Consider the following 16875-nt stretch of genomic DNA (forward strand, 5'->3'; position numbering starts at 1 on the left):
AAATGCTCGGCTTGGTGCCAGTCTGGGTGATGGTATAAGTCGCTGATAAACTCACCTTGTCTACGCGTTAAAAATAGGTGCGAACGCCCACTTGAAAGTTACGTCCTGGCAGCGGTGCTTCATCTTTTAAAAATGAGGTATGCACACGAGCTTCCTCATCGGTGATGTTCTCTGCCCTGGCGAAAAACTGCCACTCCATATCGTTACTCAGCAAGGTATAGTTAATTCCGGCATTCAGTAAAGTGTAGCCCGATGTAGCAGTTTCAAAGCGAGCGGTGTTGTCTTGATCATCATACCAAACCACTTCGATATCTGCATTCAAGTCTTGCCATTGATAATCCAACGAGGCCCCCAAACGCAATGGTGGAATACGTGGCAAATCATCAGAATCCAGTTTGGCGCGAATATAGTCACCAAACGCACTTAACCGCAATTGTTGATTGATATCCACATGACCTTCGAACTCAAAACCATACAGTTTTGCATCCGCCTGGTTGAACACCAAAATCGGATATCCATCTTCATCATGCTCATTGCCATGCTCGTCCATATGCTCGGCATCGTGATCATCCATGTGTTCGTCTTCAGCATGTTCTTCATGTTCATCAGCGAAGCTTAACCCAGTGTCAGCTTGGTAAATGTAGTCGCTAACATCGCTGTAAAAGATAGATGCTGAAAAGCCCCAGTCTTCATGGAATTGACGCCACGTTAGATCAATATTATGACTCACTTCCTCACGCGGTTGACGCAGTTCGGTGCCCAGATCGCCGTCCTCATGAAAATCAAACACCAGGCCGAGTTCGTAAGTGCGTGACGCTAAATGCAAGCCACCAGAAAACAACTCTTGTTGGCTAGGTGCACGTTCTGAACGACTCACAGAGAGCGCTAGTGCACTATTTTCGGAGTAGTGCCAGTTCATGCCTGCTGATGCTGAGAAGCTGGTGAAATCATAGGTATTGAAGCTAAACAACTGACCATGTTCTTCACCGTGCTCATCGTCATGCTCGTCGCCATGATCGTCTTCGTGGTCGTGTTCAGAGTGATCAACATCGGCGATGGCAAGATCAATTTCAACGTCACTGGCTTGGTATTCAGTGCGTTCCAAGCGAGCCCCTAATTGGAAAGTAAAGTCATCGATACGTTTTTCTTCAATTACAAATAGTGAAAACGCATCAGTTTCTACTGGCGGCGTAAAGGCTTCTTCACCATTCGCAATATAGTCACTGTTGGCATATTGCAATCCAAACACACCGTGCCATCCACCGACGTCCTCGTGGCGAATATCAATGCGCCCTTCCAAGGCATCATTGGCGAATTGCGTGCCCAATTCATCGCCTTCAATTTCGGCGTGCTGATATTCGCTGTAGGCTCCCATAAACTCGACAGAGGTGATCCCTTTGATCGGCGAATACCACTTACCAACCCATTGATATCGATCGAGCTTGGCATCTATGTTGACACTTTCTTCATCGCTATGCTCTTCGTCATGCTCATCGTGCCCTTCTTCTTCGCCATGCTCATCGTCGTGGCCATGCGCATGTGCGTGGCCTGGTACGCCATAAAAGTTATTCATTTGCTGGTAAGAAAAACCGAAAAAGCCGGCATCGCCAACATACGAAATACCTGCGACAACATTATCGGTGTCTACAGCTGACCCCTCGATAATACCCACCAGCGCGTCTTCTTCTGGTTCAAGAGCTGCGAATCCTGGCACGTCGATATCGTTGGTTTCGCGACTAAATGCGTCTAAATGAAACGCCCAGTTACCCGACCCCGTGGTCAAGTCAATCTTACCGAACTTTTCTTCGTTTACCGTGGCGTAACGAACTTCCGCTTCACCTTCAATGCCCACCGGCACATAGCTGGGGATGCGATTGTCGACGACATTTACCACACCGCCAATCGCGCCACTGCCATATTGCAAGGTTGCTGGACCACGTAAAACCTCGACTTGTGTTGCTGAACTAGCATCCGAGGCAACCGCGTGATCCGGACCGATTCTCGAGACATCGGAGACATCAAGACCGTTTTGCACAATCTTAACTCTAGGGCCGTCGTTACCGCGGATCACTGGGCTAGCTGCGACGCCGGCATAATACGTACTGTGCACACCAGGGGTGAACTTCAATGTTTCGCCAAGCGTTGCCGCTTGACGCTTACGTAAGGTTTTTTCACCTAATACCGTCACCGGTGTTATTGACTCCAATACCGATGTTTCAAGCAGATTGGCTGTCACCAATACGTTTTCAAATACCACTGGTTTCAGGGCAAAGTCCACTGTGGTATCCGCATCGATGTAACCTAAATCATTGTCACCGTGCACGTGATTCGGGGAGTATACGTGCAGATGCAAATGCGATTTTGACTCGCGCTCAGTAAGGTCAATGCGGTATTGACCGGTTGCATCGGTAAATACGACTCGACTCGTTCCCTCAATTTTTACCGTTGCCCCTTCCACCGGCTTACCTTTCACATCTAATACCGTGCCTTGTACCACGGTTGCCATAGCATTGGTGGCAACCGTTGCCCCCATTGCAGATGCGGTTAATATCGCAAGTGTCGTCTTATTAAAGCGCATAGCTCTCCCTCAGGATGTTATAATGTATCATTTGTGATGTGATATTATAACATTCTCTATAGATTGCAACTGCTTAAGCATCGAAGAATCCGAAAAATGTCGCAGAAATTTGCGTTTTTATCGTTTATTGAGATTGCTGTAATTGCTGTCGAACGCGGTTAAGTGACGATAAATACTTCGCCAACACTCAGTATTCTAATAAGGTGTCAAACTTAAGTATTTCAGTGGATTGATGGTCGCAATAAGCGTCATGCTCGCTCTGCAGGAAACGCTATAACCTCATCAATATGCTCAGCACCCATAACCAGCATCAATAAACGATCGAGTCCTAACGCCACACCAGCGCAATCAGGTAACCCTGCTTCAAGTGCCTGAAGCAGATGCTCATCAACGGGCATTTCCTCTTGCCCGTTTAGGCTACGTTGGTGATTATCCAACTCGAAACGCTGACGCTGCTCTTGGGCATGACTTAATTCATAAAATCCGTTGGCCAATTCGATCCCCCGATAATACGCTTCAAAACGGTCGGCAATGCGAGGGTCGGCGGAATTAACTCGAGCCAGCGCGGATTGTGAGGCAGGAAAACCGACAACCAATGTGGGCACGTGTTGACCGAGCTTGGGTTCAATGCAGTGACTAAACACCAGGTGCAGCAAATCATCATAGCTCATGGCATCCGCACCAGTTGCTAGCAGCTCTTGCTCGTTAACCCACGAGCGCAGCATTTCAATATCGCGAGTCAGTGGATCAATCCCGACATTATCAACGAAAGCCTGTTGATACGTGAGCGTTTCGGCAGGTCCGCAGCCTAACACCTTGCCCAATAACTCAGAGACTTCCTGCATGAGTTGAAAGTGATTAAAGCCCACCCGATACCACTCCAGCATGGTAAATTCAGGATTGTGCCAACGTCCACTTTCTTCATGACGAAAGGTTTTACAAATTTGGTAAATACTGCCACTACCTGCTGCCAATAAACGCTTCATGGCAAACTCAGGGGAGGTATGCAAAAAGCCATGCTGACAAGCAATCGATTGAATATGCGGATCGGTATTAGCGAATTGGCTCAGGATCGGCGTTTCTACCTCTAATACATCACGTTGGGCAAAAAAATCGCGGATCGCACAATAAAGTTTTGCTCGTTGTTGTAATGCGTTGAGGGAGGTTGAGGGCTGCCACTGCGCAGTTGGAGATTTGGTCATGCCGGCTAGCTATGTTGAAATGGCGCTCGGATAAAGGTTACCGAGCGCCTCGACCATTATTTTTGCGCGCGCGATGCGTATTCACCACTGCGAGTGTCTACTCTAATGACTTCGCCGGTTTGCACAAATAAAGGTACACGCACAACAGCACCGGTACTTAATGTTGCAGGTTTACCGCCGGTTCCTGCGGTATCACCTTTTAAGCCAGGATCGGTTTCGGTAATTTCTAGCTCAACAAAGTTGGGGGGCGTAACTGAAATTGGATTGCCATTCCACAACGTGATTGTACACACATCGTTTTCAACCAACCATTTAACATTATCGCCTACCGCTTTAGCATCGGCGGCAATTTGCTCGAAGGTTTCATTATTCATGAAATGGTAAAACTCACCATCGGTATATAAGTAAGCCAGTTCAGTATCTAACACATCAGCACCTTCTACAGATTCACCTGAACGGAAAGTCTTTTCCAATACTTTGCCTGAGATCAATTTGCGGATCTTGACGCGGTTAAAGGCTTGGCCTTTACCTGGCTTGACGTATTCGTTTTCAAGAATGTTACAAGGTTCGCCGTCGAGCATGATTTTTAGGCCCGCTTTGAATTCGTTAGTGCTAAAATTCGCCATGATGTTTATAACCGTAAGTAATGGGCAATAGAATTGGCGCAGATAATACCTAAAAAACTGGTTTCTGTAGAGTCTAACTGGCAAAAAGAATTGGCTTTTGCGTTTACCGATCCGGAAAAACTGCTGCGCTACTTGAGTTTGGACCCTCTAGACTATCAAGCAGATATCGCTGCAAGACGCTTGTTTCCGCTTAGAGTCCCGCGCCATTTTGCCACATTGATGCGCGCTGGCGATCCTGCCGATCCCTTGTTACTTCAGGTGTTGCCATTACAGCAAGAGTTTCAAGTGAGTCCGGACTATAGCTTTGACCCTTTAAACGAACAGAGCAATCCCACGCCAGGGCTCCTGCATAAATACCGTTCGCGAGTTTTACTTATCGTGCGTGGTGGTTGTGCGGTCAACTGTCGCTATTGTTTTAGGCGTCACTTCCCCTATGGCGACAATTCGCCAAGTCATAGGGAGTGGCAGTCAGTGATAACGCAAATCAGCGCTGATTCGAATATCAATGAAGTTATCTTTTCCGGTGGCGACCCGTTAATGGCGAAAGATCATCACTTAGCGGATTTAGCACAGCAAGTCAGTGCCATTCCCCACATCAAGCGGTTGCGAATTCATACCCGATTGCCCGTAGTGTTACCGGACAGGATAGACGACAGCTTTATTCAATGGTTTGGCACACTTCCATTGCAGCGCCTAATGGTGCTGCATATTAATCATCCCAACGAAATATCGCCTGAATTAGAACACCGTCTTTCGTTACTCGCAGACGCTGGCGTAACACTGCTCAATCAAGCCGTGCTACTCAAAGGAGTGAATGATTCTGCAGATACATTGACCTCGCTCAGCGAAAAATTGTTTGCTGCACGTATCTTGCCCTATTATTTGCACATGATGGACAAGGTGCAAGGAGCTGCTCATTTTGACGTTGATGCAAAAACAGCAAAACAGATCATGCACGAACTCAGTGCCCGTTTACCCGGCTTTTTGGTTCCCAAGTTGGTGCGTGAAATTGGCGGTAAAACCTCTAAGAGTCTTATCGATTTAGGCATGGCCGAGCAATAAAAAGACATAAAAAAACTGGCCAATCGGCCAGTTTTTGTGCGTTATCCTGAATCCTATGCAAAAGTATCGACGTTTCGACCGATTGCGGGATTTGCAGATGTCGCAGATGGTACGCCAGCGGCTGATTCCAGCAGCTGAAGCGACGCTTGACCTTCTTGCTCTTGCTGACTTTTAGCCAATTTGAGCGATGCAAGTTCGAGCGAAGCACCGGACGTTCCAGAGGTTTGTGCACCTTGTAGATCCATACCAATTTCCTGTTTGCTTGTAGCAGTAGTTAAAAGTAGGCACAATTGCCCACTTCTTACGGTATCGACCAAACATTACATAACTTTAGGTTTTTTTTATGCAAGCGCTTCATCAACAGTTAAACGACAATCTACAACTTATTTATCGCAAAGCTATTGATGCAGATGCAGCCATTGATAGCTTGCAACAACAAGGTAAAGGAAAATTTACCCAGATATTTGCCGCTGATGCTGGTTTCGAAACGCAAGCCAAACGTTTTACGCCTTATGTACAGGAACTTACTCAGCGTATTGAGGCATTGAAAACTATCGATGAATCAGAATTGAGTCAGGCGTTACCCGCCGTAGTAAAGCAAATGGAACTGATGTTTAGCACATTAGCAGAATTTAAAGCCACGCTAAAAGGGGAATGAGTGTTTGCTGCAAGCAAAATTGAACTATCGGTTCGAGCACTTTTACAGCTGAATTAACCAATCAATAAACTGTTTTGTTTCTCGCAGATTATTGAAGTCTACGCGCTTTAAGCGCTCGGAATCTGTAAATGCCACACGGTGTTTATTAACCGAAATCGCATACACAGGGGGGTGGGCCTCAATCGTGGCTCCGTTTTGAGTATTTATCATAAAATTTTTCTTGTTTTAGAGTTATAGCGCACCGCAGTGCATTGGCTTCGCGGTAAGAGAGTTTTTGGGTACAGTTTTGCGCAAGAAATAGAGAAAGTGTAATGAGAATGGGATCTGCTCAGCGCGTTAGCATTGAGCAAGATCCGCAAATGAAGACTTAAATCGCAACTACATTTGTCGCTTGAGGGCCTTTTTGACCTTGCTCAACCGAAAACTGTACTTGTTGACCTTCAGCAAGGGTTTTATAACCTTCTGAGGCAATCGAACGGAAGTGAACAAACACGTCCTTGCTGCCATCTGCAGGACTCAAAAAACCGAATCCTTTATCTTCGTTAAACCATTTGACCACACCAGTGATTGAATTAGACATATTTATAACCTTTTATTAATTTAAAAATCCGATGACATTCATCGTGCAAGTGTTAGGTAATACAAAGACATTAGCCAATAGTGCAAATGGAGACACACGTTCGACTTGAAATTAATAAAAGAAGAAAGAGAGACAAAGTGCAGTAATAGATAAGGAAATAATCCCTAACAGCGGCGCACTCTACGCTATGCCAAGCAGAATGTATAGCTATTTCTTTTTTTAATTGTGCCCCCTTCAACTACCGCCGCGGTTAAAACTGAGTTTTAGTCGCAAACTGGCCTAAAAGTATGCTTCACCGCGTATAAGGGGAAAATCATTTAAAGTTTACCCGCATGCTTGCAATACGACGTTTCCGCTCTAGCTCATCATTTTGGGTCGGTGCTTTGTTCAGCTTATTCGTTGTACTGGGAATCGGTTTGGTTAGCTATATGGTGATCAAGACTCATGATGACACCCTTATTTTTGAATCCAAGGTCGCCGTTGAAGCTGAGATCAAGCGGGTTGCACAAGTAGTGGAAAATAGTGAAAACGATTACATATTGAGCCGATTAGCAGCGGCATTTCAGCACACTGACCCCGTATTCCATTATGCAGTCAGCGATGCCCAAAGAAATATAATAGCGTCAACATTTCCGCGCACTGAAAAATCGCTTAGCGAAGTACCATTTACGCTGGAGCATGGCACAGCAGAGCGAAATGGGCCATGGGTTAGTACTTCCGTGCTTTTATCTTCTGGTAGCACCTTAACTGTTGCCCGCAATATTTCTTCAATACTAGACATCCAGTTTTTAAATCGGTTGTTCGCTACTTTCTTGATTATTATTTTTGTTTTGATCGCGCTAATTAGTTTATTCGTTGCCTACTATGTGGTCAGCCGCATCAACACCATCGCCGCGACGGCTGACAAGATCATTGATACTGGTAGTCTTTCGGCACGGCTTCCCATCGATAGTTCTTGGGACGACTTAAGTTCGTTATCCATCGCACTGAACCGCATGCTCGCAGAGCTTGAAAAACAAGTCTATGCGATCAAAACAGTGTCTGACAATATCGCCCATGACTTACGTACTCCGTTGGCCCGGATGCGCGCACAAATTGAAAGCGTCGAAGAGCCCGTCGTGCGCGAACAGTTAATGCATGACGCTGACGTTTTGCTTAGCATGTTCAATGGATTGCTGCGTATAGCTGAAGTCGAGAATACGAAGGTCAAAAGTGCGTTTGCGCAGCAAAACTTAACCACTGTTGTAGGCGACGTGATTGAACTCTATGGCCCTTTACTGGAAGAAAAGAACCAGCAGTTAATTGAAGAATTAACAGAACTAGACGCCGTCTTTGATCGTGATTTAATCTTTCAGGCGATAGCCAATGTGTTAGACAATGCCTATAAGTTCACACCCGATGGCGGGATTATCGCCATCCGCTTGTATAGGGATAACGAAAACTGCTGTGTGCAAATCTGTGACTCAGGGCGCGGTATTCCAGCTGATCAATACGAAAAAATTACCCAACGCTTTTATCGCATGGAGAAAAGCCGCTCTGCAGCCGGTTTCGGGCTAGGTATGGCTCTGGTGCAAGCGATACTGAAAATTCACGATGGCACATTAACCTTCCGTGCATCTGAACAATACGGTGGCTTATGCTGCACTTTAAGTTGGCCCAGTGGAGGTGGACGGTAAGCAACCTCATTGAGCTTGTTTCTGCGACTCAGCTAGCGCCTGAAACAGCGGTAGCCGAGTTATACGCGCGCGGATCTTTTCGACTTGTAACTGGTAAGCCGCACTTTCAACACTACTGTACTGTTGCGTGAACGTAGGTTTATCTAAACCTTCAGGTAAGTCATTAATTAGCGGGAAGAAGTCACTTTCAGTGATACCGTTAGCAATATATTGTTGTAACTGCTCCGCACGAGCGGGGTCAATTGCAGCAGCAGCAAATTCGACCCCTGCCATATCCGCTGCCAGATCCACAAAGCTGAAGCCACTGCCGCCCAAAACCCGATCCATCAATTCTTTAAACTCGCCGATTGCGTGAGTAATTCCTTGCTCAGATAAGAGTTTAATCCCTGCAGAAAGAATAAAATGTTGATTAAGATCTTGTCTTTGCGCCAGCAAAACTGGATGTGGTGGACGCACAGCTTTGTCTGGATCGACTTGTACCTGGCCGACCAAGTTACCAAAGCGGTGGTGGCCGGCAAAAACCGCGAGAGCTAACAGTGCAGCTTCGTTTTCCTCCGCTGCCGACCTTTGTGGCGCTTGCATGGTATAGGTGATGACCGCCTGAATATAAGGCGCTAGTGAGGGCCTAGGATCATTGTAAACAGTTAGATTATTAACTGAGTAACGGGCTAAAAAACGCAAATAGTAAGCGGTACGTTCACTTAACCACTCATCTTGATCAACATTTAAGCCATTTTGGATATTGGTCAGCTCGCGTAACAAGCCCTCCAGTGGTGCTAATTCCACAACTATAGAATCTTTTGTCATGGTAACGTGCCTGATTTGCTCAACAGCGTAAGTCGCAATATCACTGGCAGTCCAATAATCGACAACACCGGTTACCAACCCCAACGCCCAATCGCCCGGTAGGGTGATGCTTCCCACGGTAGCTCGCTCCAGTTGCAGGCCGCCCCCCGGCAGTACATGTAATTGGAGATTAGCAAAACGCTCCCAGCCCAACAGTGAAAAACGCACGCTTAAACGTAATTCTGTGCTTGCTTGCGTGATCGTTACAGCCCCAACGATCTGCGGTTTTGCGCGCTCAATAAAGGCCATCAGACTATCAGCTTGGGCCTGTGAAATAGGAATGGTATGCGCACGACTGCGCTCACTCACACTACGCTGTAACTGTTGCAGCAGAGCGGTTACTGACTCAGCCTCATCAAGGCCTTGCAGGCCTGATTCTGTTACAAGCGGTTTGCTATCAGTGAGTAAATATACCGTTAGAAGCCCCGCAAAAATCAAGATGCAAAGAGCGCCTAGCAGCGTGAAAAACAGTTTGCGCATAATGCTGATTAGATAACTTCGGCCAAGTTTCCTTTTGATTCTAACCATTGACGACGATCGGGCGAACGTTTCTTGGCTAAAAGCATATCCATTAACTCCATCATCCCTGCATCATCATCAATGGTTAGCTGTACCAACCGACGGGTATTCGGATCCATAGTGGTTTCACGTAACTGAATCGGGTTCATTTCACCCAACCCTTTAAACCGCTGAACATTGACTTTACCGCGCTTATTCTCGGCTTCAATACGATCGAGCACACCTTGCTTCTCGCCTTCATCGAGCGCGTAGTAAACATCTTTACCCACGTCGATCCGGAATAATGGCGGCATCGCCACATACACATGGCCGGAATCAACCAATTTACGAAAATGCTGGACGAACAAGGCGCATAATAGGGTCGCAATGTGGAGTCCATCGGAATCGGCATCCGCAAGAATACAGACTTTACCATACCGTAAGCCGGTTAAATCATCGCTGTCAGGGTCAATCCCTAACGCCACCGAAATGTCGTGAATTTCTTGCGAAGCAAGCACCTGTGAGGAATCCACTTCCCAGCTGTTGAGGATTTTACCACGTAACGGCATTATGGCTTGAAATTCTCGATCGCGGGCTTGCTTGGCTGAGCCCCCTGCCGAGTCACCCTCCACTAAAAACAATTCAGAACGGGTAATATCCTGCGAGGAGCAATCGGTTAATTTACCGGGCAATGCTGGCCCTTGAGTGACTTTCTTCCGCGCGACTTTTTTCGTTTGACGTAAGCGTCGCTGCGCATTGCTAATACACATTTCTGCAAGTAGTTCAGCAATGCTGGTGTGTTGGTTCAACCACAGGCTGAAGGCATCTTTCACTACCCCAGAAACAAAAGCAGCGGCTTGCCGTGACGACAACCGTTCTTTGGTTTGCCCAGCAAACTGTGGATCCTGCATTTTGGTTGACAGTATATAGCTGCAGCGATCCCAAATATCTTCTGGCGTCAACTTAACCCCGCGAGGCATTAAATTGCGAAACTCACAAAACTCGCGCATTGACTCCAAAAGCCCCTGACGCAAGCCGTTTACGTGGGTACCACCTTGTGCCGTGGGGATCAAGTTAACGTAACTCTCTGTCACCATATCGCCACCTTCCGGTAACCACATGACTGCCCAATCTGCTTGCTCAATACTGCCTGCAAAGGTACCCACGAATGGCACATCCTCAGGTAAAGTGACGGTGTCAGACAGAGAATCAGTCAAATAATCTTGCAAACCGTCTTCGTAATACCATTCCAGCGACTCACTATTAATTTTATCATCAAAGCGAATTCTCAACCCCGGACACAAAACAGCTTTCGCGCGCAGTACATGTTTTAATTTTGATACCGAAAATTTGGCGCTATCAAAATATTGCGGATCTGGCCAGAAGTGCACCCGTGTGCCAGTGTTGCGGCGGCCACAACTATCGATTACCGCTAAGTCTTCAATCTTGTCGCCATTAGCAAAGGCAATTTGATACACTTGACTGTCGCGCCGTATGGTAACTTCCACACGCGTCGATAACGCATTAACCACCGAAATTCCGACCCCGTGCAAACCACCCGAGAAGGCATAATTTTTGTTGGAAAACTTACCGCCCGCGTGCAGTTTTGTCATGATCAACTCAACCCCGGAAATCCCTTCTTCTGGGTGAATATCCACGGGCATGCCGCGACCATCATCAATAACTTCCAAGGAATGGTCCGGATGCAAAATCACCTTGATACTTGTTGCAAATCCTGCCAGCGCTTCGTCTACGCTGTTATCAATGACCTCTTGGCTGAGGTGATTGGGACGAGTGGTATCCGTATACATCCCTGGACGACGTTTAACCGGTTCAAGACCGTTTAAAACCTCAATGGCATCGGCATTATATTGATTTGACATAGTACAAGTATTCTCGGCGCTAAATGTTATTAGTAGGCATCTTCATCGACCATATAGAGTGGCGATTGAGGCGCGCGGTTCAGCTAACTTGATGGTACCAAGTGACCTAGCTTTGAGCAATTAACTAATCGGTTTTGTCGGCAAGTAAAAATTCGCATATTGCCGGCAAATGCGCTGCATAATTAACAAAGCTATGGTCACCGCCGGTTTCGATTACCAATTCAGCACCCGCATAGCGCTGCTCTGCAAGTCGATAATCCAGCGTTTCATCGCCGGTTTGTAACAGAACTTTATAAGCCGCTGGGCTGGAGATAGCAGGCGGCTCCATTTGGCGCAATTGTTCGGTGTGGGCTTGGGTCACTGTAAATGCTTCGCCGGTATAGGGATTTACATGTTCGCCCAAATAGTCGAGCATTAATCGATATGGCCCTACAGCGGGGTTAATTAATACGGCTTTGCCACCAAACTGTTCAACCAGCCAGTTGGATAAGAATCCCCCCATCGAACTACCAATCAGGCGCAATGATTCACCCGACGCCAGCAGTGGGCGAATGAGCTGTAATAAAAGTTTAGGGACTTGATCAATGGTATTGGGGATCTGAGGGGTGAGTAACGTTACTGCAGGATGGTGTTGCTCAATATATTGCCGCGTTTCCTGCGCTTTTTGTGATTGGGGAGAACTTAAAAATCCGTGTAAGTAGACAATTGTCGGCACGACAAAACCTCAACTAAAAAACCATAGGGTATTAAACCACTGAATTTGCCACAAAGTGAAGTGAATGACTGAATTGCCCCTCGTCATCTAGCTCAATCAGGCGCATACCTGGCGGCTCTTCAACTACACTAAACTCTGCAGTGTTGCCCCATTGCCAACAGGTGCTAGGGCATGCAAGTACGTCAACTTGCCCTACCTTGATGTGGCGCGCAGTGTGCACGTGACCATGCAAGATCAATTTCAAATTGGGTTGTTGAAGTAATGGTGTCAACACCTCAGGGTTGATTAGGGCGTGCTTGTCCATCCATACATTGGCATTCTGGATGGGATGATGCAACGCAACGATATGGTGTTGGGCAGAGTGTTGTTGCAAGCGAGCGATCAGTTGCTCAATGTCAGCCGTAGCAATTTCCCCACGCGTACCGACAAAGCGTGCTGGCAGACAATGTAAACGCCAACCTTGCGGGTTCAAGGCGTGCTCGGTCAAACTGTGTGTTGCAGCAAAGGCCTGCTGCCAACGATCAGTAGCGTCATGATTACCGGCCAAACTGAGCAACTTTACTGCTGGGCAGTATTGGTCCCATAGCGTGAGAAAATGCTGATAACTGGCTGCGCTTTCATCACCAGAAATATCACCACTCAACAATACACAATCGGGCTCTAAAGTACGCAACTTGATCAGTACCTGTTGCAGACTGCGATAGGGATTGATCCCCTGATAGCCGACTTTATCTCGATCAGCAAACAGATGGCAGTCACTTATCTGGATAAGTCGATAAGTATCAGACACTGGTCGAGGAAGCGTTATTATGTTGCAAACAAAACACCAACCATTCCGCCAAAAAGTGATTAACCATGTGCTTTTCGTTTTTCTGATGCATTTGCGTATTTGGGTAGGGGTAAGAGGCAGCTAATGCGCTAACCCTTTGCGCTTGCATCACCTCAGCAATCTGCGCATCGTGATACAGTCTCACCTGCATGCTCGGTTGCAGGTATTCTGGCAATTGGCTGCTATGCTGACTGATTTCCAGCGTGCTGGTATAAGGGGCGGAGTCGATGATCTGAATACTGTAGGATAATCCTTTGCCAGCATTAAAGCGATATTCCAGGGAGTGCGTATCCACATCTGGCAACAGGCGTATCATACGCGCATAGTTTGCTTCCCCTAACGCTAGTATAGAGGGTAAATGCGGTACATATTTGCGTTTATTGGCCTGCACTTTTTTGCCACTGCTCCAGCAATTCAGTTTTATTTAACATAAACCATTGTAACGCAATAATTGCCGCTGCGTTGTCAATGCGCCCGCTTTTTAGCCAAGTTATCGCGTCTTTTTCCGGCACTCGATGCACCAATATGTCTTCTGATTCGTGGTCAAGACCATGTACCCCTTGCGCTTGAGTTGCGTCAACTTGCGCCATGTAAATGTCCAATCGCTCAGTAGTACCGCCCGGACTGGCTAGGTAGCTCAGGGCTTTAGTTAACTGGGTTAAACTTATCCCAGCTTCCTCCATTGCCTCTCGATGACACACCGACTCTGGAGTTTCTCCCTCATCGATGATCCCGGCAATCACTTCGATTAGCCAGGGCGCATCCGTGGTTTCCAATGCACCAATACGTACTTGTTCAATCAACACGAACTCTGCACGCACTGGATCGTATGGTAACACTGCAACCGCATGCCCCCGCTCAAAGATTTCACGGGTGACGGTACCACTCCAACCACCATTATATAAGCGATGTTGGAACTGATACTGAACCATCTTAAAGTAACCATTGTACAAAGGGCTCAATGTTAGGTTTCGAATATCCTTTGCGGTAAACTGTTGAACTTTCGTCATAAACTCATTTATTGGTTGATTAGTCTTAATCGCCGCGCAGAGTGATTACATTCTGTTACACTTGATCGCAAAGTGTTACGACTAATTAATATTGATTGTTGCTTGAATTACGTAGACTGGTAAGCATATACCAGAACTGAACATTACACTAAGGCGCACACATGAAAAAAACCTTACTTTCGCTGTTAATCGGCATGAGCGTAACCAGTAGCGCTTGGGCGGACGATTTATTGCAAGTCTACCAACAGGCTATCGAAAATGATCCTGTTGTTAATCGAGCCAAAGCTGAGCGCGATGCCGCATTTGAAGGGATCAGCATTAGTCGAGCCAGTTTGTTGCCGCAAATTTCTGCCAATATCGGCTACACCTTAAGTACGCGTGACAACACTGACCCTATCACTATTGACGATGATGGCGATCCGGATACTGAAGAAGTGTTTGCTGGTTTCGCAGTCTTTGAAAATGAAACCGAAACCCTAAGCATGGGTGCGAACTTAACGATGTCGTTATACGATCATGCCAACTGGTTGGGGCTCGATCGCGCAGAATTGGTTGCCCAACAAAGCGAAGCAAGTTACTCAGCCGAATTGCAACGCCTAATTACGCGCACCGTTTCTGCCTATCTTTCGGTATTGCGCGCTAAAGATAATGTGGAGTTCGTGAAAGCGGAAAAGCGCGCCATTGAGCGCCAACTTGAGCAAACCCGTCAACGTTTTGAAGTCGGATTAACGGCGATTACCGATGTGCACGAAGCTCAAGCTAATTACGATAACACCATCGCCCAAGAGATCCGCGCCGAAAATCAGCTTGAACTGCGCCTAGAAGAACTGCGCGAGATCACCGGTAAATATCATGACCAGTTATACGTGCTAAATACTGAAAAATTCAGTGCACCGCGCCCTTCTCCTGCTTCAGCCGGTGAATGGGTTGAAATTGCTGAAGAGAAGAACCTTGATCTATTAGTGCAGCGGTTCGCCAAGGATATTGCGAAAGAAGATATTGACATCGCAACCTCTGGTCACTATCCAAGATTATCACTGAATGCAGATTACGGTCGTACCGATACAACCGTGGTTGCCACTGGCGGCGATATAGATGTACCCGCACTTAACAACCAGTCTATTGGTATTCGCCTCGATGTACCTATTTATCAAGGTGGGTCAGTCAGTGCAAGCGCCGATCAAGCACGCTTCCGCTACGTTTCAGCCTCAGAAAACCTTGAGTTAACGTATCGCCAAACCGTGCGCTCTATTCGCAGCTCGTATAATGATGTGATTGCCTCCATTAGCACGATTAACGCGCTACAGCAGGCAGTTGTTTCAGCCCAAAGTGCATTGGAAGCAACTGAAGCCGGTTTTGATGTTGGAACGCGAACCATTGTGGACGTGCTAAATAGCACCCGTAACCTATTTGATGCACGCCGTAATCTGGCAGGTGCTCGTTATGATTTCATTCAATCAATCGTGAGCCTGAAACAAGCAGCAGGTAATTTGACGCGCGAAGATGTGGAAAGCATCAACCAAGCACTAATGCCATCAGCATAAGTAATCTGGCACAAAAAAACCTCGACCACGTCGAGGTTTTTTTATGCTTAAATCTCACTGCTAGCGAGGTTCTTCCAATCTAGCTAACAAGTCTCGCAATTGTTCGCGCAAATGCTCCGCTTCCATACGTGAGGCTGAAAAGTTTAATAGTGAATCGGAGACTTCTTTTAATTTTTCTTGTAACGAATCTGAATCAGGCTTTGTTGAAGATACTGGCTCGTCCATGCAAATAACCCTCCTTGTTGGTTGCTATCTGACCGTGCAGAGTAAACCGCACGGTCTAATTATATGCTAGTTCTTATCGTCTTCCACCTTTTTAATGGAATTATCCCGAACCAGATCACTAACCATTCCCTTAAGCTCTTGAATTTCCCGCTGCAAGTCGGCAATACTCGGCTCTTTATTGTGCTTGGCTGCTTCTACCTTGTGTTCCTCTTCCATCACATTGACCACAATCCCTATTACCATATTCAGAAAGGCAAACGCCGTGAAAAAGATAAAACTCATGTAGAAGATCCAACTCATTGGGTACACTTCCATGGTTTCATACTGCACGTCAGTCCAATCTTCAAACGTCATGACACGGAACAAGGTGAGCATCGAGATCGCAATGTTACCCCATAAAAACGGGTTAATTTCGTTAAATAGGAAGCTACCAATCGCGGCGTAGATGTAGAAAATGATAAATAGCAGCAATACCACATATCCCAGCTGCGGCAGAGCTTTGAGTAAAGAATTAATCAACAGGCGAAGTTCTGGAATGATCGACACCATGCGCAGTACCCTGAATACTCTGACTAAGCGCGCTAACAGTGCCATTTCACTGTCTTGCACCGGGATCAGGCTGACCACGACGACCAGGGTATCAAAAACATTCCAACCCGATTTAAAGAAATCGCGTTTGTTTGGCTCTGCAATAAAACGAACGCTAATCTCAAACAGGAAAAATAAGGTGATAAAAACATCCAGCCCGGTCAGCAGGGTATAGGCAAAATCAGGCAGATCATAGGTTTTAGCGCCTATTTCTAATGCTGAAATAATGATGACCGCGACCACAAATAACTCAAAAGCGCGGTTGCTTTTTAGCCTAAATAAGCGTTCTTTGATTTGTTGATACATGTTTTATCAGTCGTCTGTAGTGGCTCCGCGATACAATGGAGCCACTGCT

General features: G+C 46.6%; 17 protein-coding genes. 4 read left to right on the forward strand and 13 right to left on the reverse strand.

All coding sequences use genetic code 11. From position 1 onward, the window contains the following. Positions 1 to 67 precede the first annotated feature (67 nt). The 3 genes from CSH92_RS03540 to efp form a co-directional block, all read right to left on the reverse strand. Entirely contained in the window at positions 68 to 2578 is a 2511-nt protein-coding gene (locus tag CSH92_RS03540) for a TonB-dependent receptor (RefSeq protein WP_240612717.1), read from the reverse strand. 248 nt (positions 2579 to 2826) lie between these two features. Next, entirely contained in the window at positions 2827 to 3780 is a 954-nt protein-coding gene (gene epmA, locus CSH92_RS03545; RefSeq protein WP_100656205.1) for an elongation factor P--(R)-beta-lysine ligase, read from the reverse strand. A gap of 56 nt (positions 3781 to 3836) precedes the next feature. Then, positions 3837 to 4406 carry an elongation factor P gene (efp, locus tag CSH92_RS03550; RefSeq protein ID WP_100656206.1) on the reverse strand — a complete coding sequence of 190 codons (570 nt, stop codon included), beginning with the start codon at positions 4404 to 4406 and terminating at the stop codon, positions 3837 to 3839. Positions 4407 to 4439: 33 nt separating this feature from the next. Between efp and epmB the strand changes: the two genes are divergently transcribed. Further along, entirely contained in the window at positions 4440 to 5468 is a 1029-nt protein-coding gene (gene epmB, locus CSH92_RS03555; protein ID WP_100656207.1) for an EF-P beta-lysylation protein EpmB, read from the forward strand. Positions 5469 to 5521: 53 nt separating this feature from the next. Here the strand turns inward: epmB and CSH92_RS03560 are convergent, their stop codons facing one another. Beyond that, complete coding sequence (locus tag CSH92_RS03560; protein ID WP_100656208.1) at positions 5522 to 5713, reverse strand: hypothetical protein; 192 nt, start codon at positions 5711 to 5713, stop codon at positions 5522 to 5524. A 98-nt stretch (positions 5714 to 5811) separates the two neighbouring features. Between CSH92_RS03560 and CSH92_RS03565 the strand changes: the two genes are divergently transcribed. Then, complete coding sequence (locus CSH92_RS03565) at positions 5812 to 6126, forward strand: hypothetical protein (protein WP_100656209.1); 315 nt, start codon at positions 5812 to 5814, stop codon at positions 6124 to 6126. Positions 6127 to 6493: 367 nt separating this feature from the next. Here CSH92_RS03565 and cspE read toward each other — a convergent pair whose 3' ends face one another. Continuing rightward, positions 6494 to 6706 carry a transcription antiterminator/RNA stability regulator CspE gene (gene cspE, locus CSH92_RS03570; RefSeq protein ID WP_100656210.1) on the reverse strand — a complete coding sequence of 71 codons (213 nt, stop codon included), beginning with the start codon at positions 6704 to 6706 and terminating at the stop codon, positions 6494 to 6496. Between the two features lie 332 nt (positions 6707 to 7038). Here cspE and CSH92_RS03575 point away from each other — a divergent pair, with 332 nt between their 5' ends. Further along, the gene (locus CSH92_RS03575; protein WP_100656211.1) at positions 7039 to 8382 is read left to right on the forward strand and encodes a sensor histidine kinase; all 1344 of its coding nucleotides are present in this window, start codon (positions 7039 to 7041) and stop codon (positions 8380 to 8382) included. Positions 8383 to 8388: 6 nt separating this feature from the next. Here the strand turns inward: CSH92_RS03575 and CSH92_RS03580 are convergent, their stop codons facing one another. The 6 genes from CSH92_RS03580 to nudF form a co-directional block, all read right to left on the reverse strand. Next, on the reverse strand, positions 8389 to 9708 hold the full coding sequence (locus tag CSH92_RS03580) for a YfiM family lipoprotein (protein ID WP_100656212.1): 1320 nt from the start codon (positions 9706 to 9708) through the stop codon (positions 8389 to 8391). 8 nt (positions 9709 to 9716) lie between these two features. Beyond that, positions 9717 to 11609 (reverse strand): DNA topoisomerase IV subunit B, encoded by a 1893-nt coding sequence (parE, locus tag CSH92_RS03585; protein WP_100656213.1) that lies wholly within the window; start codon positions 11607 to 11609, stop codon positions 9717 to 9719. A gap of 124 nt (positions 11610 to 11733) precedes the next feature. Further along, complete coding sequence (locus CSH92_RS03590) at positions 11734 to 12324, reverse strand: YqiA/YcfP family alpha/beta fold hydrolase (protein WP_100656214.1); 591 nt, start codon at positions 12322 to 12324, stop codon at positions 11734 to 11736. A 31-nt stretch (positions 12325 to 12355) separates the two neighbouring features. After that, entirely contained in the window at positions 12356 to 13114 is a 759-nt protein-coding gene (locus tag CSH92_RS03595; protein WP_164084647.1) for a metallophosphoesterase family protein, read from the reverse strand. Continuing rightward, positions 13107 to 13544: a DUF1249 domain-containing protein gene (locus tag CSH92_RS03600; protein WP_240612718.1), complete on the reverse strand. Its 438-nt coding sequence runs from the start codon at positions 13542 to 13544 to the stop codon at positions 13107 to 13109. Before CSH92_RS03600 ends, CSH92_RS03595 begins: the two co-directional genes overlap by 8 nt. Then, entirely contained in the window at positions 13531 to 14163 is a 633-nt protein-coding gene (gene nudF / locus CSH92_RS03605) for an ADP-ribose diphosphatase (protein WP_100656216.1), read from the reverse strand. The genes CSH92_RS03600 and nudF overlap by 14 nt, the downstream gene beginning before the upstream one ends. 161 nt (positions 14164 to 14324) lie before the next feature. Here nudF and tolC point away from each other — a divergent pair, with 161 nt between their 5' ends. Further along, positions 14325 to 15707, forward strand: coding sequence for an outer membrane channel protein TolC (gene tolC, locus CSH92_RS03610; RefSeq protein WP_100656217.1), 1383 nt, complete (start codon positions 14325 to 14327; stop codon positions 15705 to 15707). A gap of 60 nt (positions 15708 to 15767) precedes the next feature. On the opposite strand, the gene CSH92_RS17095 is transcribed toward tolC, so the two are convergent. Together CSH92_RS17095 and CSH92_RS03615 are read right to left on the reverse strand one after the other, a co-directional pair. Then, entirely contained in the window at positions 15768 to 15932 is a 165-nt protein-coding gene (locus CSH92_RS17095; protein ID WP_164084648.1) for a hypothetical protein, read from the reverse strand. A gap of 66 nt (positions 15933 to 15998) precedes the next feature. Further along, positions 15999 to 16826, reverse strand: a complete 828-nt coding sequence (locus tag CSH92_RS03615; RefSeq protein ID WP_100656218.1) for an ion transporter — start codon at positions 16824 to 16826, stop codon at positions 15999 to 16001. Positions 16827 to 16875: the final 49 nt, after the last annotated feature.

It is taken from the genome of Neoalteromonas flava, from assembly GCF_002807685.1.
In the GTDB taxonomy this organism is placed as follows: domain Bacteria; phylum Pseudomonadota; class Gammaproteobacteria; order Enterobacterales; family Alteromonadaceae; genus Alteromonas_E; species Alteromonas_E flava.

Bases quoted from the DNA above. Each gene is read 5' to 3' on its own strand.
- CSH92_RS17095 (WP_164084648.1), bottom strand. From the start codon at position 15,932: ATGGACGAGCCAGTATCTTCAACAAAGCCTGATTCAGATTCGTTACAA.
- cspE (WP_100656210.1), bottom strand. From the start codon at position 6,706: ATGTCTAATTCAATCACTGGTGTGGTCAAATGGTTTAACGAAGATAAA.
- tolC (WP_100656217.1), top strand. From the start codon at position 14,325: ATGAAAAAAACCTTACTTTCGCTGTTAATCGGCATGAGCGTAACCAGT.
- CSH92_RS03560 (WP_100656208.1), bottom strand. From the start codon at position 5,713: ATGGATCTACAAGGTGCACAAACCTCTGGAACGTCCGGTGCTTCGCTC.
- CSH92_RS03575 (WP_100656211.1), top strand. From the start codon at position 7,039: ATGCTTGCAATACGACGTTTCCGCTCTAGCTCATCATTTTGGGTCGGT.
- epmA (WP_100656205.1), bottom strand. From the start codon at position 3,780: ATGACCAAATCTCCAACTGCGCAGTGGCAGCCCTCAACCTCCCTCAAC.
- CSH92_RS03615 (WP_100656218.1), bottom strand. From the start codon at position 16,826: ATGTATCAACAAATCAAAGAACGCTTATTTAGGCTAAAAAGCAACCGC.
- CSH92_RS03540 (WP_240612717.1), bottom strand. From the start codon at position 2,578: ATGCGCTTTAATAAGACGACACTTGCGATATTAACCGCATCTGCAATG.
- efp (WP_100656206.1), bottom strand. From the start codon at position 4,406: ATGGCGAATTTTAGCACTAACGAATTCAAAGCGGGCCTAAAAATCATG.
- CSH92_RS03565 (WP_100656209.1), top strand. From the start codon at position 5,812: ATGCAAGCGCTTCATCAACAGTTAAACGACAATCTACAACTTATTTAT.
- parE (WP_100656213.1), bottom strand. From the start codon at position 11,609: ATGTCAAATCAATATAATGCCGATGCCATTGAGGTTTTAAACGGTCTT.
- nudF (WP_100656216.1), bottom strand. From the start codon at position 14,163: ATGACGAAAGTTCAACAGTTTACCGCAAAGGATATTCGAAACCTAACA.
- CSH92_RS03580 (WP_100656212.1), bottom strand. From the start codon at position 9,708: ATGCGCAAACTGTTTTTCACGCTGCTAGGCGCTCTTTGCATCTTGATT.